Annotated in this window: 25 protein-coding genes; 2 read left to right on the top strand and 23 right to left on the bottom strand. The window is 44.2% G+C overall.

Features of this window, described 5'->3' with window-relative positions; all coding sequences use genetic code 11:
- Positions 1–195 precede the first annotated feature (195 nt).
- The 16 genes from MHI06_RS08190 to MHI06_RS08115 form a co-directional block, all read right to left on the bottom strand.
- Positions 196–468 (bottom strand): hypothetical protein, encoded by a 273-nt coding sequence (locus MHI06_RS08190; RefSeq protein WP_340401131.1) that lies wholly within the window; start codon positions 466–468, stop codon positions 196–198.
- A gap of 152 nt (positions 469–620) precedes the next feature.
- Positions 621–830, bottom strand: coding sequence for a hypothetical protein (locus MHI06_RS08185; RefSeq protein ID WP_340401130.1), 210 nt, complete (start codon positions 828–830; stop codon positions 621–623).
- Positions 831–866: 36 nt separating this feature from the next.
- The gene (locus MHI06_RS08180; protein ID WP_340401129.1) at positions 867–1,172 is read right to left on the bottom strand and encodes a hypothetical protein; all 306 of its coding nucleotides are present in this window, start codon (positions 1,170–1,172) and stop codon (positions 867–869) included.
- A 101-nt stretch (positions 1,173–1,273) separates the two neighbouring features.
- Positions 1,274–1,756, bottom strand: coding sequence for a hypothetical protein (locus MHI06_RS08175; protein WP_340401128.1), 483 nt, complete (start codon positions 1,754–1,756; stop codon positions 1,274–1,276).
- Positions 1,757–1,902: 146 nt separating this feature from the next.
- Positions 1,903–2,313: a hypothetical protein gene (locus MHI06_RS08170; protein ID WP_340401127.1), complete on the bottom strand. Its 411-nt coding sequence runs from the start codon at positions 2,311–2,313 to the stop codon at positions 1,903–1,905.
- A gap of 1 nt (position 2,314) precedes the next feature.
- Complete coding sequence (locus tag MHI06_RS08165) at positions 2,315–2,857, bottom strand: GNAT family N-acetyltransferase (protein WP_340401126.1); 543 nt, start codon at positions 2,855–2,857, stop codon at positions 2,315–2,317.
- Positions 2,858–3,116: 259 nt separating this feature from the next.
- Positions 3,117–3,605, bottom strand: a complete 489-nt coding sequence (locus MHI06_RS08160; RefSeq protein ID WP_340401125.1) for an isochorismatase family cysteine hydrolase — start codon at positions 3,603–3,605, stop codon at positions 3,117–3,119.
- A 73-nt stretch (positions 3,606–3,678) separates the two neighbouring features.
- The gene (locus MHI06_RS08155) at positions 3,679–4,389 is read right to left on the bottom strand and encodes an AAA family ATPase (protein WP_340401124.1); all 711 of its coding nucleotides are present in this window, start codon (positions 4,387–4,389) and stop codon (positions 3,679–3,681) included.
- A 212-nt stretch (positions 4,390–4,601) separates the two neighbouring features.
- Positions 4,602–5,615, bottom strand: coding sequence for a bifunctional glycosyltransferase family 2/GtrA family protein (locus tag MHI06_RS08150; protein ID WP_340401123.1), 1,014 nt, complete (start codon positions 5,613–5,615; stop codon positions 4,602–4,604).
- Positions 5,612–6,625, bottom strand: coding sequence for a phosphodiester glycosidase family protein (locus MHI06_RS08145; RefSeq protein WP_340401122.1), 1,014 nt, complete (start codon positions 6,623–6,625; stop codon positions 5,612–5,614). Before MHI06_RS08145 ends, MHI06_RS08150 begins: the two co-directional genes overlap by 4 nt.
- Positions 6,626–6,848: 223 nt before the next feature.
- Entirely contained in the window at positions 6,849–7,805 is a 957-nt protein-coding gene (locus MHI06_RS08140; protein WP_340401121.1) for a radical SAM protein, read from the bottom strand.
- A 169-nt stretch (positions 7,806–7,974) separates the two neighbouring features.
- On the bottom strand, positions 7,975–8,550 hold the full coding sequence (locus MHI06_RS08135) for a hypothetical protein (RefSeq protein WP_340401120.1): 576 nt from the start codon (positions 8,548–8,550) through the stop codon (positions 7,975–7,977).
- A gap of 174 nt (positions 8,551–8,724) precedes the next feature.
- Positions 8,725–9,381, bottom strand: a complete 657-nt coding sequence (locus MHI06_RS08130) for a pyridoxal 5'-phosphate synthase (protein ID WP_340401119.1) — start codon at positions 9,379–9,381, stop codon at positions 8,725–8,727.
- Positions 9,382–9,407: 26 nt separating this feature from the next.
- The gene (locus MHI06_RS08125) at positions 9,408–9,779 is read right to left on the bottom strand and encodes a hypothetical protein (RefSeq protein WP_340401118.1); all 372 of its coding nucleotides are present in this window, start codon (positions 9,777–9,779) and stop codon (positions 9,408–9,410) included.
- Positions 9,764–10,285 (bottom strand): hypothetical protein, encoded by a 522-nt coding sequence (locus MHI06_RS08120; RefSeq protein ID WP_340401117.1) that lies wholly within the window; start codon positions 10,283–10,285, stop codon positions 9,764–9,766. Before MHI06_RS08120 ends, MHI06_RS08125 begins: the two co-directional genes overlap by 16 nt.
- Before the next feature lie 79 nt (positions 10,286–10,364).
- Positions 10,365–10,871: a DUF2569 domain-containing protein gene (locus tag MHI06_RS08115; protein ID WP_169478984.1), complete on the bottom strand. Its 507-nt coding sequence runs from the start codon at positions 10,869–10,871 to the stop codon at positions 10,365–10,367.
- A gap of 359 nt (positions 10,872–11,230) precedes the next feature.
- Here MHI06_RS08115 and MHI06_RS08110 point away from each other — a divergent pair, with 359 nt between their 5' ends.
- The gene (locus MHI06_RS08110; RefSeq protein ID WP_340401116.1) at positions 11,231–12,169 is read left to right on the top strand and encodes a hypothetical protein; all 939 of its coding nucleotides are present in this window, start codon (positions 11,231–11,233) and stop codon (positions 12,167–12,169) included.
- Between the two features lie 19 nt (positions 12,170–12,188).
- Here the strand turns inward: MHI06_RS08110 and MHI06_RS08105 are convergent, their stop codons facing one another.
- The 7 genes from MHI06_RS08105 to MHI06_RS08075 all read right to left on the bottom strand — a co-directional run bounded on the left by MHI06_RS08105 (position 12,189) and on the right by MHI06_RS08075 (position 17,811).
- Positions 12,189–12,482 carry an RNA polymerase alpha subunit C-terminal domain-containing protein gene (locus MHI06_RS08105; RefSeq protein WP_340401115.1) on the bottom strand — a complete coding sequence of 98 codons (294 nt, stop codon included), beginning with the start codon at positions 12,480–12,482 and terminating at the stop codon, positions 12,189–12,191.
- 27 nt (positions 12,483–12,509) lie between these two features.
- Positions 12,510–13,103, bottom strand: a complete 594-nt coding sequence (locus MHI06_RS08100) for a DUF4304 domain-containing protein (protein ID WP_340401114.1) — start codon at positions 13,101–13,103, stop codon at positions 12,510–12,512.
- Between the two features lie 86 nt (positions 13,104–13,189).
- Positions 13,190–13,726 (bottom strand): NUDIX domain-containing protein, encoded by a 537-nt coding sequence (locus tag MHI06_RS08095; RefSeq protein ID WP_340401113.1) that lies wholly within the window; start codon positions 13,724–13,726, stop codon positions 13,190–13,192.
- A gap of 162 nt (positions 13,727–13,888) precedes the next feature.
- The gene (locus tag MHI06_RS08090) at positions 13,889–14,566 is read right to left on the bottom strand and encodes an ABC transporter ATP-binding protein (RefSeq protein WP_340401112.1); all 678 of its coding nucleotides are present in this window, start codon (positions 14,564–14,566) and stop codon (positions 13,889–13,891) included.
- A complete protein-coding gene (locus MHI06_RS08085; protein WP_340401111.1) occupies positions 14,563–15,693 on the bottom strand; it encodes an ABC transporter permease in 1,131 nt (376 codons plus the stop codon). Before MHI06_RS08085 ends, MHI06_RS08090 begins: the two co-directional genes overlap by 4 nt.
- 67 nt (positions 15,694–15,760) lie before the next feature.
- A complete protein-coding gene (locus MHI06_RS08080) occupies positions 15,761–17,137 on the bottom strand; it encodes a HAMP domain-containing sensor histidine kinase (RefSeq protein ID WP_340401110.1) in 1,377 nt (458 codons plus the stop codon).
- The gene (locus tag MHI06_RS08075; RefSeq protein ID WP_340401109.1) at positions 17,134–17,811 is read right to left on the bottom strand and encodes a response regulator transcription factor; all 678 of its coding nucleotides are present in this window, start codon (positions 17,809–17,811) and stop codon (positions 17,134–17,136) included. The genes MHI06_RS08080 and MHI06_RS08075 overlap by 4 nt, the downstream gene beginning before the upstream one ends.
- A gap of 291 nt (positions 17,812–18,102) precedes the next feature.
- Here MHI06_RS08075 and MHI06_RS08070 point away from each other — a divergent pair, with 291 nt between their 5' ends.
- Positions 18,103–19,086: a cation diffusion facilitator family transporter gene (locus tag MHI06_RS08070; RefSeq protein ID WP_340401108.1), complete on the top strand. Its 984-nt coding sequence runs from the start codon at positions 18,103–18,105 to the stop codon at positions 19,084–19,086.
- The last annotated feature ends 86 nt before the right edge of the window (positions 19,087–19,172 follow it).

The following is a 19,172-nucleotide window of genomic DNA, read 5'->3' as shown; positions in this document are numbered from 1 at the left end:
GTTCATAGACAAATATATCCCCTGTATCTTCCCAAGCCACATCGAACTCTACAAATGTAGAATTAAATGTATTTGAATAGATCCGAATAACAATATCGTATGCTTGCTCATCCACAACATACAAAAACAGTGTATCATTCACTACAATTTTGCGGACTTGTTTCCTGTATACCTTCAGGTAAATCCCTCCCTTACTTACACATTGCTACGTAAATCTTTATAAACATTCCATTCTGTATACAATCGTTTTAGCGCCAAGCCGGTTGTATGTATGAACTCTTCCATAGCTTCCATGGATAAAATATTTAAATCACCCAAGGGTTCATTGTCAGAGTTAACTAATAACTCAAGTTTCTCTCCCCTATACTGATACACCTCAGATTCTAGCAATCCACCTAAATCAAATGCTCTTCCCCTGTTCAGCTCATTTAACCATTCATGGGCCCCGTTCCAATTCCGTAGAATCATAAACTCCAGCTTCGTGACATCCTGTGTATAAACGCTTCTTCCATTGGGATGAACTTCATATGTAGGATAAATATCGAATGTCCACACACGGTCCGTATAGATATGGGCGATGTAACCGCACAGATATTGCATAAATTTGGGATCACTATAAGCTAACTGCTTGTTGGACTCGAAAAAGGTTCAAGCTCTTCGTCTGTTGCGAACCTTCCTGCCTCTGGCATGAGGTGAGTTTTTGCCTTTTCGGTACGGGTATTGGTTCTTACATGGATAGAATCAGGAGCGAGACTTCCCAGTAACAATTCAGGGGATGGCTCGGATATCAATTCGGATGCAATTGCAAAATGAACCATCGGCCAAGGCAATATAAAAACTCCTTTCTATATTGAAATGAATTTACATTAACAGTCTGAATTTTGAATCAACTGATTAAATATGTCTTTATAATGTATCGTCTCAGGAAATTTTTCATTGATAAACTTTATTTTACTCCAAAAGTCATCTTCACAATTTGAAACTGTGTCTTCAGCCAGGGACAATGCAAGATTGTGAAAAGCGTTTGTCATATGAAATATGAGCAAACTACTTCTTTTAGTATCCTCGACACCTACAACTGAGGGATATGCTAACTTGGATGAAATCACACGTATATCTAAAAAGGCTTGGTATATTAATGTTTGGTATGCTTTAATTTTGTTTTGTTCCATTCCTACACCTCTTAGTGATAATATCAATCTCATATAGACTTTTGAAAACAACAAGTATAGCAATTCTTTTTTTGTTTATCCCCAAATAAAAGAATTAAATTTTATATCCCAAAATGCACAATGCATCTCCCATTTATCTCAGCATACTTTGCCATGTTCGCAAGCGTGTATAATTCGTTGATTAATTGTACTTTGTTGTACATGAGTTTCTCGTAGTATCCCTTTTGATCTTCTCCATCAATACTGTAATTCCCTGTAAGAACAATCGGATCAGTCGCATGGCTAAATAGATCAATCCAGACTTGAATCAGTTGTTGAAACTTCAACAATGCATTCTGTTCTTCAATAACGGTTATTCCATAGTTGTTCAGTCCGCTACATCTCGTACAGGTGGACGGATTCCATGTATCCAACCATTGAAGGGAATCATAGATGTATGCAATAAATTCGTCTTCCAGGGTCGCATGTTTCTCTGGCGTTAACCCACTTTTATGTATCCTTCCGTGAGAGTCCCAAGAGTAGGAAGTATGGATATACTCGTTTACATCCGCTTTGTTCTCAATAACAAAATGATGCTTCGGCATGCTTATGCCCCCTCAAACACTTCACTCCCATAGACTCCTCTTAATTCATCATAACCCATGTATTGGTAAATGGAAATTAAAAAAGATCCTATCTACCTCCTAACTCAGGAGAAGCAAATCGGACCTTGAGAAAAAATTCATTACATTTAGAAAATCCTTCGTTTACTCAGAATCACTGCTCCTTCTTCACGATACATCGCTATAAATTCATTGGTCACATGATCATGTCTCAGTGTGCCCATATAGTCTGTACCTAGTTTCTTCGGTCTGTAATCGGAATCAATCGTGTAGATATTGAAGTGCACCTCATCTTCGTCATCTGACACATCGGTATTATCAAAAAGTGAAATCACTTCAGCTTCGCCGAGAAACCTAAATGGAGATGCCTGACGCTCTATAATATAAAAAGGATATGTGATGTTCTCTACCTGAACGAATTCCTGGTATCCCTTAAGCTCATCAGGTATGAGATCCATGTACTGCCTAGCTGCATCTTCTGCCTGAAACACACCTGATATCCACTTCAAATTCCCCTTAGTTGCTACGATAATAAACAAGCTATTCACCTTCTAAGTTATATTCTCTCTCTCTTCCACGCACAAAAGTCTGGGACAAAATCTGGTGGCTGCCAGCGATGTTGTCAATCTCAATGTTATATTCAGACTCAGTATATTCAATCTGATGTTGCGCATAATATCTTTTCCAGAATGAAACTGCTGCTGCATTGTTAGCAAGTTGCTCCACTTTGAATGTACCCTCAAATTGAGCAAAAACCAAGTCAACCGCTTGTGCTGCCAGCCCCTGTCCGCGATACTTTTTGACCAGGAATAGCTCTTGCACCGTATAATCCACATCTTCTGGCACATATGGAGGTGAGCAGACCAGTACGAATCCAATAACCTTTCCTTCATACTGAATCAAAAACGGATGTAATTCTTCGCGTTCCAGATATAGATAGGTGTTCGTTGGATCATATGTGCCTTTTTCAAGCAAATCTTCACCCGAGAACTCGGACAGATCATATAAATACAAGTTGTACAGGTTGAGAAACAATTCCTTTTGTTCTGGCAAAATACTCGCAATTTGTACGTTCATCTTCATTACATATCTCCCTTAGTTAATGAGTTAGTTAGTGATCCATACACGACCTTACCAATGTCCACAGCGCGTTTCCTGCGCCCTGCTTTCAATATATCCTTTCAACCCCAGCAGATATAAGCAAAGTTTGATTTAAACCATGAAGTAACCTTAACTGTCGTAGTGGAAATGTTTATTTGTGCAAAAAAAGACTCCCTATAGAGTCCGATTATTGTTCTAATCTTTATTTTTCACCAAGTATCCACTGGCATTTAGCCAACACTTATTGAATCAGATAATCAACTACAGGATATGAGATCACATTGCGATCTCTGTACATTGAAGCCACCGCTTCGGGATGGGTACTAAGAATTCCATTTTGCAACATCACCGGACGAAAGCCTCGCTCCATTGCTCCGTTGTAGGTGAATAGAACACATTCCTCCGCAGCAAACCCGGCGATGATCACCAATTCAATTCCATGACTCTTCAACACCTGCTCCAGATGAGTTTGCCAGAAGGCATTTGAAGCTTCCTTGGTAACGGTGAGATCCTTCTCCGTCACATCCACCTCGGGAATAATACGATACTCTTCCGGTTCTGCCTCCTCCATGCCCTCCACATCCTGCACGTGAACAACTACATGATTATTCGAGCGCAGCACGTTAGCCACATGGTTAATGTACTCGCAGGCATGGTCTATCGATCTCTGGTCCATCTTTTTCCGTACAATACTTTCTTGCATATCAACAATTAGCAAACCTACTTTCATCCCATCTCTCCTCAACAATAAATTTTACGTTGCATGGTTTAGTATCTTCCCTTGTTTACACGGATAACTTAACTTAATCCTTAAATAATTCATTCAGCATCCTGTCAGGGTTCTCCAGAAAGCTACGGGTAATCTGGTAGTGATCAGTATCCTCATAGGCTACCTCTTGAATATGGCTATCGTCAAAACTTAAAATTTCCGCTCCCGGATATCCCAGCAAAATCGGTGAGTGCGTCGCAATAATGAATTGCGAAGTGCCTGACAGATCGTGGAGAATACGCAACAAGGACAGTTGCCTTGCTGGAGATAAAGCGGCTTCGGGCTCGTCGAGCAGATAGATGCCTTTGGAACTGAAGCGGTTGACGAACAGGTTGAGAAAAGACTCTCCATGGGATTGTTCATGCAATGAACGCCCGCCATAATATTGAAGCGACTCTGGCATCTCATCCACATGTGATGCAAACTGATAGAAAGATTCCGAGCGCATGAAGAAGCCATTCGTTATTTTGGGAAGCCATGCCAGTCTTAAGTAATTCCCGAGCGAGGATTCCGAAGCATGTGTCTCATAAGCATTATTCCTGCCGCCCCCTGCGGTATTGAATCCACATTGATGAGCGATGCCTTCCAGCAGCGTAGATTTCCCAGAACCATTTTCACCTACAAAAAAAGTAATGTTATTCGTAAACTCCAAGCGTTCCAAGGATTGTATCGTGGGGATGTCAAAAGGATATTGGTCTCGTTTCTCGATCTTGGCCGACATGAGTTCTACACTTCGAAGGTACATAATCATCCTCCCATTATTCCTCTATTTCAATCTACGATTAAATTTCACAGTAATAACGCAAGTCCTTGCGCACACGATTCAATATCGTTTCACGTCCATTTCGCCTAAAATAAGGCTCCTTATTTCCCACTCCATCGTAACCTATTTCGGGGTGAATATGAAACCGTTTCAACCAAAAAAGAGCAAGCCCTAGGCCTGCTCTCTCTTCAGGGTTAATAGACAAATCTGCGCTGCGCCCAATAGCTGAATACGAAGATGGATACTTCAGTCAATAACTTGGCTGCGAGCAGCGGGATAATTAGTTTTTCATTATAAAAATACAGTAAACCATAGTTTAATAGCAGCACCAGTAGGACAAGTGAGAAGTATTTGGGCAAAGACTGCCGAACCTTCGAGGTCCGTCCTGCGGAGAACACGTACTTCAGATTAATCGTATAGTTGAAGATGGAGCTGCACAGTCTTGCTGCGACAACCGACAGAAACAGATTGTGCGTGAAATACTGGATGACGAACAGTAATCCAAAATCAATCAGTGCCGACAACACTGAAGATGTGCTGAACATCAGGATTGGCATATAGATTCGGAATGAATCGACCAGCGGGCGGAAATGAGAGGACTCATTGTGATCCAGATACACCGTATCAATAAACTCCTCTATAATTTCATACCCTTCTTTGTGTGCCGTTAACAGCATGTTCATCTCGTATTCAAACCTGTCCCCCGGAATTTGGTTCAACCAGTCCAGCATGGAGTAAGGAAAACCGCGTAGACCGGTCTGCGTGTCATATACTTTGGTACCTGTCGTGAGTGAAAAGACCGCCCGTGTGACTGTGTTGCCAAAACGGCTGCGTGCTGGGATTTTTCCACTGAAACGACGGCTGCCGAGTACAATTCCCGGTGTCGTTTGTGCGAGCAATACTTCGAAGATACGCTTAATATCATGTGGCAGATGCTGTCCGTCACTATCTGCGCACACTACACCGCCCTGAGGTCCGTACTCCTTAATATACTGAAATCCCGTCTTCAACGCCCTGCCCTTACCCAGATTGACGGGATGTGTCAGGACCGTACAGCCATAGGCTTCTGCCGTTTCAAAAATCCCACGGTAACCTGGGCCACTGCCATCATCCACAATCACAATGGGTCCAAGTTTAAATGTTTGCAGTTGAAGAACAAGATTCAGTAAACGTACATCGGGTTCATATGATGGAATTAATATCGTCATGATCCTTGTCCCTCCGTCAGATATAGAATGTCACTTACGCCACGTTCCTGGTTACGCCCCAGCGGGTTATTGACGACTCTGCCCATAAAATACATCGTGGATGAACCGCCACCGTCCAGATTGTAGGCTTCCGTTGCTCCAAGGCCTTTCATGACATCCGCCAGTTCTGCTAGAGTCATGCCACGGCTATCGTCCTGCCGTCCGTCCACCACCACGAAGACGTAATGATTCGGAGCAATCATGCCAATCGCTGTTCTTGGATTCGTATCCTGAATGGAGCGGTTGCCAAAGTTGTTATCGATTTTCACACTGCTAAAATCACTGACGATCTCGCCATCCTGAATCAGAATGGGTCCAAAGGATAACGTATTGGTTGCACCTTCAGCCAGAAGTTCTGAGGAAGAAATCTCATTCTCGTTATATGTTTTCATCGTACCGTCGTTGAACAGGGCAAGCGCATCCCGCGTTGGGCTGTCTCGATACAATGTTCCATTGCGGATAATGACACCATCATCGCGGAATCCGTAGTAATCACCGTTAATGGCAAAAATCGCATTATTGGCAGCGGCAATGTCCGATGTATTTTCAGTAATGTTCGTTCCAAAACTATTGTCTGCCAGCGCAGTTCGCAGGCTGCTTGCATCCGTTAGCTGAACATCAGCGACATAATACGTAATCTGATCCGAGCCTGAACTCGTCTGTACCTTTTCAATACTGACTTTCATATCATCACTTGAATAATTCCAATCATCTGACGTTGCACTCACTTCAGTTGCGGTGGTCGAAGTACTGCTGGAATCATTGTTGGTGCCAGTTGTTGCCGTTTCTGTGTTCTCATCCGCTACAACAACCTGCACATGCCGGATCAGGTAACGGTCAGCCAGACTATACAGGATTCCACCTACCGCGAGCACGATGACAAGTGTGATGATGAGCCATCTGCGCTTTCTTGGAGAGATGGGACTTTTATGTGGGTCTTTCCGGGTTGGTTTCTCATCAATCTTCATCATGTGAAGCTCACCTCTTCATCTAAGTTCTTAAGGCCATATTAGGCCGGATAGCTTAAATGAATCTGAAACCAAATGAAAGATATCAAAAAAGGTCATCCGTTTTCCCATTGAGGAAATCAGATCACCTTGATTTTTAATCTATACAACCCTAAAGGCCACTAATATCATGTACATATTCGTTCAACATACATATCGCATATCTTCAACAGGTCTTCCTGTTCTGTTATGCATCTGCAAAAAGAGCATCGTATGCGGGACAAGGCCGCTTTTCCAAGAATTCTGTTAACGCCGGTGGCTGTTGGGCATAGATATCCTTCAACGACGTGCCGTTGTAGATGTTGCCAATCACAACAGGGTGGCATAACTCACAGATGAGAATATCCCCGTTGCCGTGCAGGTGCAGCTGTTTCGTGCCATCCACACAATTAGAGAAATACACACCGGGTTGTTCACGCAAATTCAACTGTTCAGCGAACCGATCCATACAGGTAAAATAGAGCGTTGTATCCGGCTTTTTATGTTCTATCAGTTCCGTTACAGATCGAACGAGAGACTCTTTGGATACAATCTGACTCCAATCGGTATGCGGCATCTTAATGCTGTTCTGGATCTCATGGATGCGCACACCCAGGTCATACACCTTATCGCTAATGGCCTGCATGTTCGCTTGATTACCTTCAAACAGTAACGTTTCCAATACCGTTTCCAGACCGGCTTCTGTACACAAACGGATATTCTGCTCGAGTCTCTCATACATGCGAGGATGCACGCAGTAGTACGCAGCATAGGACTCCGCATCCGTATAATTGAACGAGATATGAATGTTGGACAAGCCTGCATCACGCAACGCGAGAATCCGTTCTTCTGTCAGCAGACTGGCGTTACTGTTCAATTGCGTATCAATACCATGTGCCGTACAATACTTCACGATCTCCAGGCAATCCTGGTATTTTAGAGTGACTTCCCCACCGGACAATCGAACTCGCTTGAGATGAGGCAACTCACTAATAATACGGATGACTTCCTGACTATCAATGCATGCTCCATCATCCCGATTGTAGGCGCAGCAATAGTCGCATTTATAATTGCAGTTCGATGTCACTCCCACCTCAAGCCCTTCCAATTCATATACGCCGGGGGTTTCCAGTTCGAGTGATTTATATTTGTTTTTGGCTATCAATTCGTTGTACCTCCTGGTTCCTTCATTCAATCCATGTTTTAATAACTTGAAGATTATAGCGGAAGGCACCCGGTTGACGATATGACATTATGTACGTTGGTTGCTGAAAACAAAAATAAAACCCATTTTCTTAATGATCGGGAGTGATATAAGGTAACCCCATAATCCTCTATTGTATGTCATCCATATTGAGCTCAGGATTATAGGCAAACTCATGGCTCGCCAGCATGATGAATGACACACGCCCATTTTGATCAAAATTCATGGACAACCCTTTCATGTTCTCAAATCCTCCTTCCAATATTGCATGATCAAATGACGGTATGACATAGTAATTGCCTTGTTTATTTTTCTCCATGACATATGTAATACTTTTTACTTTTCCTTTTTTAGTATCTATAAAAGCTTTTTTGCCGTATTGTTGGAAGACCTCCTGGACTGTACTTCCATAACCTATCCCTCTTGGCGTTTTATACTTTTTGAACTTTGCCGGGTCATCAATCATGATGCCATCCACAATGCCATATTTGTAATGAATTCTCATATCTTTGTACTGGTAGACATTCGTATAGTTGAAATAATCAACGTGGGGTCCAAGTTGCTGCTCAACCACTTCACGAGTACTTCCTAATTTAATCGTAATATCTTTGGACTTAATCTCAAATTGGAATTCATCCTCAGTAAATATCTTAGTTGCATGAGATGCAGGAGGTTCTTTTGAAACGGCATTACGATTGTAAGCCACTTCTGAGCTACTTAAAAAAGTCATCAATAGAATAAATACAGAATTCCTTTGTTCAACCTCGATCGCCCTTTCAAAAATACGTTCTTTATTTAATACGAGTATAGAAGTCTTCTTTTAAAATAGAACTCGGATACAGCAGCTCGCTCCATATTGCCTAACTCATCTGTTGTAAAATCAAGGCCACAATCTGAGTGTCTTCCACTGCCCATATTGCTTTACATATTGGACTCGTACATGCTTGCGCTCCGAATCTCCCTGCCAAAACTCCACCTCTTGTGCATTCACGGCATATAAACGCCAATGAGATGTAACAACACTAGGGTCACGTCTTATCTTTTCCTTCTGAGCTTCAATGGAACTATCCAACACTTCCTCGCTATCCAAAACCTCACTCTGATGCCCTGTCATAGCAACTGCTCTTGCTCCAGCTGAACGTTTGCGGAAATCATCGGCGCCCGCTTCATCTCCCCGATCCTCGGCAATTCCCCTTATCCGAATCTGTCTTCCAAGTAAAGGCCAGTAGAATGTCAGGGCCACATGAGAGTTCTCCTTCAACTGTTGCCCTTTTCGACTCTCCGAACTGGAGGCAAAATAGAACGTTTCGTCGATTACGTTTTTCAAAATCAATACTCTCGCATCAGGATAACCCTCTTGATCCACGGTGGAGATCGTCATAGCATGAGGTTCCTTCACTTCGTTCTCAACCGCCAATCTCAACCAATCCAAAAACAGCTTCCCCGGCCGATCCGGTAACTGCCCCATATCCCACGTTGGAAATGGGCCGGATAAAGATTTTAAACGTTGCAACAGTTCAATTGGTTTATCGCTCATGTCATCGCCTCCATCTTCTCTTTAATCTATTCGTTTATTTTAACAAGAGATAGGTTCGATATGTCCTCTTCCGCTAACGGTTTCAATGCCTTAAAAAAATGATGTTGATGTAGCCTAGTGATGGTCAATATAATCTCATCTTTGGTGACTGATTTTAATAAAATCAGATTAGGATCGATACTATAAAAGCCTGAATTCTGTAACTCATCGTTGAAATCCTGAGTAATTCTCACCATATCATAAGCCACAACTTGAAACATCTCTGCGTCTACCTTTACATAAATGTCGGATCTATATCCTTTACTCTCCGCTTCCCATGTAAGCAGATCATTGTCTTCTTCCAAATAAATACCCAAGAGCATCCGTGGTTCACCCATTCCGTCTACATATAACTGCACCAGATCACTTTATCCTCATTTTTTCCAAGCTCAGTTACTTTCTTAAAATTCATAATAAGTTCTGCTTCCTTTATTCCAACGTACTCTCCAAGATCTGGATTATAATACTGAATGATCTCTACCTGATATGTTCCGTTTTGTAACTCAATTCTATATCTGGCGCAATTATCGTCTGGTACGATACAATCTTCAAATTGGGCTGCCATGGTCAGACAGGTGTAGTCCACCAGATATAACTGATTATCAGTAACCTGAATGTATCCTTTAGCTCTTCTATAGCAGCTTTCAACGTCTATATTATTTTCAAAAGTAAACTCCGTTGTCCATGAATGCTCAACACCTTCATTAGTCATTTGGAGAACTAATATGTTTCCAACCTGCATCTCCTGAACAAAATGGTTTAACAGCACATCCAGCTCCCAGTCTTCACTTACGTACGTCTTGTATTGATCCGCGTTGACTAATGCAATAAAATTAGTGTCTCCGTATTCCATTCTAAGCCCCATGTGCCATCTTCTTAATATGTATCAAATAAACCCGACCTCAGATAGCTTCTATCCAAGATCGGGAATTTCCTGCCTAACTTTATCTTACAAATGTATTATAAACTCGCTCAGATTTGATAAAGTAAGGAATCCAGATGGCGCAAGTGATTACAGATTTAGCAATTTCTCTGATCGAGCTTCCATCTTCCAATTCTCTTGCTAACGGAATCTGGAGTAATAATAGGTAATCAATAATTCCAACAATCAGACTGAGACCATAGAGGATGATCATCAGACGGGGTAATATTGCTTTCTTGCTATAAAACGCAAAAATTGTGTAGACACTGAATAATAAAAACAGCGTATTGTACACCATCTCAAAAATAAGTACTGGACCCCATAACGGGTGATAGTAGTCCGATTGTTTGGAAGTTAGCATTTCCCAAGTCTCCGTAGTGAATGTGGGTATTATCTGTTGAAATAATTGCACTACAAGCAGAATTACCGTAAGAAATAATCCAATCTGGATGAGAATCAGCCAACCGCCCAATCCCGAGACGCCTAGTGGACGGTAATCTGTCTTTTGCTCTTCAATATGTGGTTCCACCTTGTAACACTTCCTTATGTAGTTTTGTTTTTCTGAGATGAGTCTTCCTCGTACTATTGCCAATTGAATCTACGGGTGCTTCACTCCGTTACTTCACGTGCGTTGTATGTATTTTCACACTCTTCTTATAGCGACCTCTCCGCCCTCCTCTTATATAGAATTTTACACAACTTCCTTATTGTACTACGAGTGTCAAGGACGAAGCATCCATTTTAAACCATCGTATTCAGATGCTGCAAAAGCCAAAAAAGACCTTCGCTATACTTCCACCATGTTCAGCAAAGTACACGTACGTCATAATGCTCTTATACAGATGCAGATGGTGACTCTGCATTGGGACTACGAAGGAGGATATGGATATGCCCAATCCTAAAGTAAAACTTTTACCTTTTGCCGACATTTCGAATTATGTCGAGGGCTTCGATATCGTTTCCACCCAGTGGGGCGGTGATGGCCTTGCCTATGTGCTGCTGCTGAATCAGATCCCTGAAAGAAAACGAGGTATGTTCGTCCAAAGTACATTGAATCAAAGCTATACGTACAAAGTGCTTATTGTGACAGATCAAACTATCGAGGAAGTTGTCATCTGGGGACAGACGTTCAATTATCATTACGTACAACCATTACATGATCATCTGCTGCTCGTCGGAGCACGGTGTGCGAATTACGGAAATGAAAAGTTTGATCTGAATGCCAAAGTGTGTGATCTGGACGGAAATACGATCCGCGAGTTTCTGTTGGGAGATGGTATCCAAAGTCAACAGGTCGCAGAGAAGGGAACGATCTGGACCAGTTACTTCGATGAAGGGGTGTTTGGTAACTACGGATGGAGCGATCCAATTGGATCAAACGGTCTGTTGGCCTGGGATGAGCACGGTAATAAAGTGTACGAAAACCGCGCAGCTGACATTGCAGATTGTTACGCACTCAATGTGGTGAATGAAAAGCAGGTCTGGTTCTACTTCTATACCGATTTTGAACTCGGTTGTATCTCAGGGGGAACCAGTGAACCCGACGTTACATTCATGAATCCAAACATCTCCGGTTCCTCCGGCTTCAGTACGGATGGTTATCATTTCTTGTTCGATGCCGGGTACGGTAAACATGGTACGTTTGTACTTAAGAAAATGGAGAAGCCCGGAAGATTGAGCAAGGGGCAGAAGATTGATTTGCTAAACGAAGAAAATCAGCCCTTCAAGCAGGCACGGCAGGATTTTCGCCAACATCGTCTGCTACTCAGTGAAGGTAACTTGTTGTACCAGGTAACGATGGAGGAGATTACTTCCGTTGTGGATTAAAGGAAAGGAGTGAAGAGGGTTATTTCTTAAAAGACAATCCCTCTTCTTCCAATGCGTTTCGCAGTTTAGGCATGGCAGATGGCCCGATTCCGTGCAGTTTCAAGATCTCTTTCTCCGTGTACTCCGCAAGTTGCTGTAGTGTTGCAATACCTTCATTCTCCAAGGCACGTCTGGCGGGAGCAGACAGCAAGGCTAGAAATCCCTCTGTCGGTTTACGTTCAGCTTCGCACATCGGACAGGTTGGGCAGTCGCTTTTTTTATAATACGAATGTCCTTGTTCGCATATTCTGAGTGTTCCTTTATCGTTTACCATATGGGCATCCCCCTCCTGAATCAAAGATTACAATCCGAACTCGGCAAAAACGGCTACATATTTCTTTTCCAATATCGTCCAGCGCTTTTCGGCTCCGTATTTGGCGTGCAGTTGCTGTAAATAATGCTTGGCTTCTTCCGTATCGCCGGCTTTTAGCAGGAAGCGGAAGGTTACTTCGCTTAAATGTAGCGCTGTCTTGTCCATATAATAATGGACTATATCTCTGGCACCTGTTAGCGAGTGTAGGAATGACATGCCCTCTTCCAAATGTGACACCAGTTCTTTAGATAGAGCGTCTGGATCGATATCAGGCGTTAAGGTATAGTGGGCCGGAGCGGCAGGGACTATTTCTCTGATTCGGCAGGTGAAGTGAGATACGAACTCCAATATGTCTCCATTCAATCCAACGGAATGCAACTCCGCAAGTTCGGTGGAATGAACACCACAATTAACATAAAACTGGACTTGACTACTGGTGTTATACTTTGCTCTTTGAATGTTGAACTTATATGCGAGGTTTCCATCCGCTTTGTAGAAATTCAGATTTTTCTTGGAATAGCCGTGTTTGGCAAATACGGGTTTGACTTCTGTACTGATGATCTTCTTAAAGAGTTCCTGCATTAGATATCACTCCCAAGGCAAAGTTTATTTAATACGTTGTTACCCTTTTTTGTTCAGAATCATGCTTGTTCAATTTTATAAAAATACTATTTAGCTTCTTCTCGCAGCATATAAGCCAGTTTGTACATCTCCGCAATGTCATGTCTACTCTGTTCCTGAAATCTTCGGATCGCTTCATCAATCTCTACCACTTCAACTGCAACCACCTGCTCGCCATCTTCCGGATTCAGTGGATCACCGACAAGTTCAACATCTCCATATCCGATGATTCGTACAAAATGGGGATGCGGGATATGCGGTCGATACGGTTCCAACGCACTGGATGTACAGTGGAATTGACCGAAAATCTGATAGGACCGCATTTCTGCTCCGAGTTCTTCCATCAGTTCGCGTTTTAACCCTTCCATATACTGCTCACCTGCTTCAAGCGTTCCTCCAGGCAGCTCCCAATCTCCATTATCCAGTTGAAAGACAACACATTGATCCCCGACAAACGGAATGATGCTAATATTACTCACCAGCGTTTCATCCACGATCTCGTTCAATCTGAACTCCGCCTCAATAATTCCCCAATGAATTGACGTACTCAGCGCCGGAAATAATTCCGCACTCAAGCTACTCATCCGCACCCGATCCTCTCTATCTAATTCCACTATTCTTCCAATTATAGTCGAAAACACAGAAAGAAGGCCACCTTCCCACCGGGAATACGTGACCCTCACCTTACGCTCTTGCCCTTAAGCGCTGGATCAGTATTCTCTCCGGACTCTCAGACCATGCTCCTTCTAATGCTGCACCAGTTTCCCATGTTCCAAAAAAAGGACCCGGCTACAGAGCGGCAAGATCCGCTCATCATGCGTAACCATCACTGCACTCTTGCCCTGCTCCTTCACGAGCCGTGCAATCATACCGACAATATCCAGTCCACGTTCCGCATCCAGACTGGCTGTCGGTTCATCCGCGAGCAGGACAGCCGGATCGTTCATCAACGCCCTTGCAATGGCGACCCGCTGGCGTTCCCCGCCAGACAGCTTCTCTGCATATGCCTTCCGCCGATGGGTCAACCCCACCGTGTCTAATAGCTCATGAACGCGCTTCTCCGCCTTGTTTTTTTCCGTTCCGGCGAGCTTTGCGACCACCATCAGTTGTTCTTCTACTTTCAGATACGGAATGAGGTTAGCACTTTGAAAAATAAAACCGAGCTGCTGAAGCCGCATATCGGATATCTCCTGTTTGCCTTTGCCCATAATAGAGGCCCCATCCAGTAGAACCTGCCCCTCCGTCGGTTCAAGAAGTGCGCCAGCAATGGACAGGAATGTACTTTTACCCGAGCCGGAAGGCCCCATCACAGCTACAAGTTCCCCTTCAGCAACCTCAAGATCCAGCTTGTCCAGAATCGTGCGTTTGCTACCGCCATCTTCAAAGGTCTGTGTAATTCCCTGCAATACCAATCGGTTTCTCATGCTGCTGTCCTCCCAATCGCATCAAGCGCATCAATTTTGGTAACCTTCCACACCGAGAATAATGAACCCGCCACAGACATGAGTATGAATAACATACAGGTCAGAGCGAGGGTGGACAAGCCTAATTGAAACGGCATCGATGCTGGTAGAATGGACTCGAACAGTCGAACCAATAGTACGCTAATCACCAGACTGCCAACCGACAGAACCAAGACTTGTAACGAAACACTACCCGCCAGATAAGCATTCCGCGTTCCAATGGCTTTTAATATACCGAACTGACTCGTTTTCTGAATCGTGATGACATAGAAAAATACCGCAAGCACAAACGCCGAGATGACATATAGAAAAGCGATCATCATGAGCAACGATCCCTGCTCTTCCTTATATCCAGGGATGGCCGATACGGCATCCGACTTTGTGATGACTTCCGTATTAGGCATGGCAGCACTCAAGCCGTCTACCTGCTCGCCTGCACCCTTAATCGCAATGGCATTGTACACCGGAGCATTAGCATTGGTGTCTGCTGAACCTTGCGAAGTTCGTGAACCTCCTTGAAGCGTAAGCCATTCCTGTTCATTCAGGAATACCACCGGAGAGTGACTGAAAGACTCATTTTGGACAAATCCACCAACGGTCCACTCCGTTCCCGAAGCTTGGTCTACCAGGACGGTGCCAATTGTGACGCCAGATTCAGACAACTTATGGTCCACCACAACCTGCCCATCCGTCTGACTGGTAATCGGAGATCCTTCGGTCACCGTTGGAGCAAGCCAGCCCTCCGGATTAACCATGAACAGCGTGACATCGATCTTTTTTGTGTCGCCGATTGGACTGACGGTTGTCATTTTCACACCGAGTGGCTCAGCGTTCTCTTGCCCCACCACGGAGCGAGCTTGATTAAGTTGATCCTGATCCACTTGTGACCGGGTAAATCGATGATTCGAATCCTGTTCCAGCACAAAGTGGGTTGCTGCCATATTTTTGACCGAAGCTGCGTTATCATACGCCAGCCCCTGTGCAAGACCTGTAACAAACAGTACCAGAAATGAAACCAGTACCATGATTGTAGCAATTAAGGCATACCGCCCTTTGGCATACCTCATTTCCCGAATAGCCAAGTACATGTTCTGTGACCTCCCTCTTGATAACCCAAGTATAGGAGGCGAAAATGAACGGCAAATGAATAACAGATTACATCTGCGGAAGTGTCACCGTAAAGACCGTACCCTCAGGCGAACTGGAAACCTCGATCGTACCGTCATGAATTCGGATTATTTTCTGCACAATGGCAAGTCCAAGTCCAGTTCGTCCGGAAGAACGTTCACGCGCACGGTCCACCCGATAAAATCGATCGAACAGGAAAGGCAGATGCACTGCAGCAATTCCGTCTCCTGTATCCCGAATCTGAATTACACACTGGTTATCTGTCTGCTCGGCATGAATCTCGATGCTTCTTCCCTGCGGTAGATGATTTACCGCATTGCCCAGCAGATTCATCCACACCTGCATGAGTAGCACTTCATTGCCCACTAGCTGGATGGATTCGGGTACCGAAATCCGAAGCAGTAGTTCTTTTTCCTCAAGCTGCCATTGCAGCACCTGAACCGCTTGCCGGAATTGATCTCGCAGAGAGAACTTTACTTTGGACAGATCTTCGTTGCCTTGTTCAAGGGAAGACAGGAGAAGCAGTTGTTTGCTGAGCAAAGAGAGATGACGGCTCTCCTCCTCAATGATCGATGCATAGTGCTCTCGTTCCTGTTCGGGCAGATCCCGATCCGCCACCAATTGGGCAAACCCCTGAATCGAGGTCAGCGGTGATTGAATCTCATGCGATACATTCGATACAAACTGCTGTCGCGCCTGATCTACCCTTTCCAATTCACGACTCATGGTCATGAAATGCTGGGCCAGCTGTCCAATCTCATCCCGTCTTGCGGTAGGCAATTTCAGATTATATTTTCCTTGCGCAATGCGCTTGGTCGCCTCGGACAGACGTTCAATGGGATTGACCAGATAGCGGGTACTAATCAGAAAAATCACAATACTAATACCTATCGTCAATGCTCCAATCAGTGCAAAAAAGATTCGCAGCTCACCGAATTGCAGGATTACATCCGGACGCATAAAGAGGGCATAATTCGCATTGCCTAGCTGTAGATGAACACCCACGGTATTGCTTAATTGATTATCGAAGAAACCGGTAATGAACGGTTTGCTTGGAAACTGGGCGACGCCATGGTATACCTCTCCATTCAGCACCAGTTCCACAGCTTGCTTGTCAAGATCTTTCTCACGGAATTCGCGGCCGTAGAATTGGTCGTTGCCTTTTCCATCCGTCACATAGATTTCGTACCCGAGTGCGGCCGCATTGTTCAGATAATCCTCCATCGTACCGGGTTGCTGTTCCACAAATTGCTTCATTTGCGTTGCGATGCCCACCAGCTTCTCATCATTGAAATCCTTGAGCTTCGTGTGATAGTAGATGTTGGACAAAAGAAAACCGAGCATGCCGCTGACCATAATCACCGCAATCGTAATGAGAAATACCCGGACGTACAAGGTCCTCAAGGTGCTTTCACCTCCATCTTGTAACCAATGCCCCGCACAGTCTGAATGACGAAATCGTCCGTATAGTCCGCAAAACGATCACGCAGCCGCTTGATGTGCACATCAACGGTACGGTCATCTCCTTCGTAGTCTGCTCCCCAGACGAGCCGAATGAGCTCATCCCGCGAGAACAACCGCCCTGGAAACTGGGCAAGCTGTGAGAGTAATTCAAATTCTTTCATCGGTAAAAAGAGAATGGATTGCCCGTCCGTAACCTCCACATTGTTACGGTCAATGACGATCCGGTTCATACGGATGATATCGCTGGATGTGCGATGGTACCGACGAAATAACGCCTTTACCCGATAGACCAGTTCTTCCGGTTCAAATGGCTTGGTTACATATTCATCTGTTCCTTTCAAATAACCATCTCTCTTGTCGGATAGCTGATCACGTGCCGTCAGCAACATAATTGGAATGTCGTAATGCTGCCGAATGAAATCACATAACTCCAGTCCGTCCATGCCTGGCATCATGACATCGAGAATCGCCAGATCGATCGGCGTTTCTTGCATCAGTTTGACCGCTTCCAATCCATTCTGCGCTTCATGGACCCGGTATCCTTCCTTGGTCATGACATGCCGCAGGAGTGCTCGAATATTGGCATCATCGTCTGCCAGCAGCAGATGTTTCATATGGTTGTCCGCCTTTCTATGTAACAAGTACATCTCACTTTGATTCTGCACAGATGGTAGCATAAAAACAAACGCATTAGCTAGTACATACGCGCTGAGACACCGGTCATGTTTATATTTCCTTAAATCTGGTTGACACTACTATGAGGCAGAATTATAATAAAACCATAACATATGAACAAACGCTCATATATTCATTTGTTGGCAATTAATTATTGTTAAGAATCATTTATAGCTACATCAGAAATCATATTACATAACGGAGCAAGGCTCCAAAGGAGAGGATTTTATATGTCCGGACATCATCACAGTCATAACCATGGGCACGATCATGGACACAACCACGCTCACACCACCAATAATAAGAAAGTGCTGTTGTTTTCCTTCATTATTATTACCATCTATATGATCGTTGAAGCCGTTGGTGGATTCATCACCAACAGTCTCGCGCTTATCTCGGATGCAGGCCATATGCTGTCCGACTCCATTGCACTTGGGATCGCTTTACTGGCGTTTACCTTTGGTGAAAAAGCGGTGAATACAGGTAAAACGTACGGGTATAGAAGATTTGAGATTTTGGCCGCCACGTTAAACGGAATTACGTTAATTGCCATTGCGCTCTACATTTTCTACGAAGCGATTGGTCGTTTTATCAACCCGCCAGAAGTCGCAACCGTAGGTATGTTAATCATCAGCGTCATTGGATTGCTCATCAATATTCTGGTGGCCTGGATCATGATGCGTGGTAGCGATACGGAGAATAACCTGAATATGCGTGGTGCTTATCTCCATGTCATCAGTGACATGTTGGGATCGGTTGGGGCCATTGCGGCAGCACTACTCATGATGTTCTTTGGCTGGGGTTGGGCCGATCCACTTGCGAGTGTAATTGTCGCGGCGTTGGTATTGCGAAGTGGTTTCTATGTCACCAAATCATCCCTGCATATCTTGATGGAAGGTACTCCGGCCAATGTGGATGTGAATGAACTGGTGCAGACCATCAAACAAGTCGATGGCGTCAAAGGCGTTCATGATGTGCATGTCTGGTCCATTACCAGTAAGCTGAATGCGCTGACCGCACATATCGTGGTGGATGGAACGATGGATGTCTATGCATCCGAGATCCTTGTTCAGAAGATTGAACATATGCTGGAACATAAAGAAATCAAACATGTAACGCTCCAAGTGGAGTCCGAGAAACATCTGCATGATACCTCGGTACTATGTACCGTCAAAGGCGACGCACCAGATGCTCATGCGCATCATCACCATTGAGATGGTTATAAAATAGAGTTGCAAACAAAAACAGGGCAGTTCCCCGGTGAAGGGAACGCCCTGTTTTTGTTTGCAGAAGTTCAGCT

The organism is Paenibacillus sp. FSL H8-0079, assembly GCF_037991315.1.
Classification (GTDB): domain Bacteria; phylum Bacillota; class Bacilli; order Paenibacillales; family Paenibacillaceae; genus Paenibacillus.
Note: the sequence above shows the minus strand (reverse complement) of the source record. Positions and strands in the feature narration are given on the sequence as shown.

Bases quoted from the DNA above. Each gene is read 5' to 3' on its own strand.
- MHI06_RS08190 (WP_340401131.1), bottom strand. From the start codon at position 468: ATGATTCTACGGAATTGGAACGGGGCCCATGAATGGTTAAATGAGCTG.
- MHI06_RS08180 (WP_340401129.1), bottom strand. From the start codon at position 1,172: ATGGAACAAAACAAAATTAAAGCATACCAAACATTAATATACCAAGCC.
- MHI06_RS08175 (WP_340401128.1), bottom strand. From the start codon at position 1,756: ATGCCGAAGCATCATTTTGTTATTGAGAACAAAGCGGATGTAAACGAG.
- MHI06_RS08165 (WP_340401126.1), bottom strand. From the start codon at position 2,857: ATGAAGATGAACGTACAAATTGCGAGTATTTTGCCAGAACAAAAGGAA.
- MHI06_RS08160 (WP_340401125.1), bottom strand. From the start codon at position 3,605: ATGAAAGTAGGTTTGCTAATTGTTGATATGCAAGAAAGTATTGTACGG.
- MHI06_RS08155 (WP_340401124.1), bottom strand. From the start codon at position 4,389: ATGTACCTTCGAAGTGTAGAACTCATGTCGGCCAAGATCGAGAAACGA.
- MHI06_RS08150 (WP_340401123.1), bottom strand. From the start codon at position 5,615: ATGACGATATTAATTCCATCATATGAACCCGATGTACGTTTACTGAAT.
- MHI06_RS08145 (WP_340401122.1), bottom strand. From the start codon at position 6,625: ATGATGAAGATTGATGAGAAACCAACCCGGAAAGACCCACATAAAAGT.
- MHI06_RS08130 (WP_340401119.1), bottom strand. From the start codon at position 9,381: ATGAGCGATAAACCAATTGAACTGTTGCAACGTTTAAAATCTTTATCC.
- MHI06_RS08120 (WP_340401117.1), bottom strand. From the start codon at position 10,285: ATGGGGCTTAGAATGGAATACGGAGACACTAATTTTATTGCATTAGTC.
- MHI06_RS08110 (WP_340401116.1), top strand. From the start codon at position 11,231: ATGCCCAATCCTAAAGTAAAACTTTTACCTTTTGCCGACATTTCGAAT.
- MHI06_RS08105 (WP_340401115.1), bottom strand. From the start codon at position 12,482: ATGGTAAACGATAAAGGAACACTCAGAATATGCGAACAAGGACATTCG.
- MHI06_RS08100 (WP_340401114.1), bottom strand. From the start codon at position 13,103: ATGCAGGAACTCTTTAAGAAGATCATCAGTACAGAAGTCAAACCCGTA.
- MHI06_RS08095 (WP_340401113.1), bottom strand. From the start codon at position 13,726: ATGAGTAGCTTGAGTGCGGAATTATTTCCGGCGCTGAGTACGTCAATT.
- MHI06_RS08090 (WP_340401112.1), bottom strand. From the start codon at position 14,566: ATGAGAAACCGATTGGTATTGCAGGGAATTACACAGACCTTTGAAGAT.
- MHI06_RS08085 (WP_340401111.1), bottom strand. From the start codon at position 15,693: ATGTACTTGGCTATTCGGGAAATGAGGTATGCCAAAGGGCGGTATGCC.
- MHI06_RS08075 (WP_340401109.1), bottom strand. From the start codon at position 17,811: ATGAAACATCTGCTGCTGGCAGACGATGATGCCAATATTCGAGCACTC.
- MHI06_RS08070 (WP_340401108.1), top strand. From the start codon at position 18,103: ATGTCCGGACATCATCACAGTCATAACCATGGGCACGATCATGGACAC.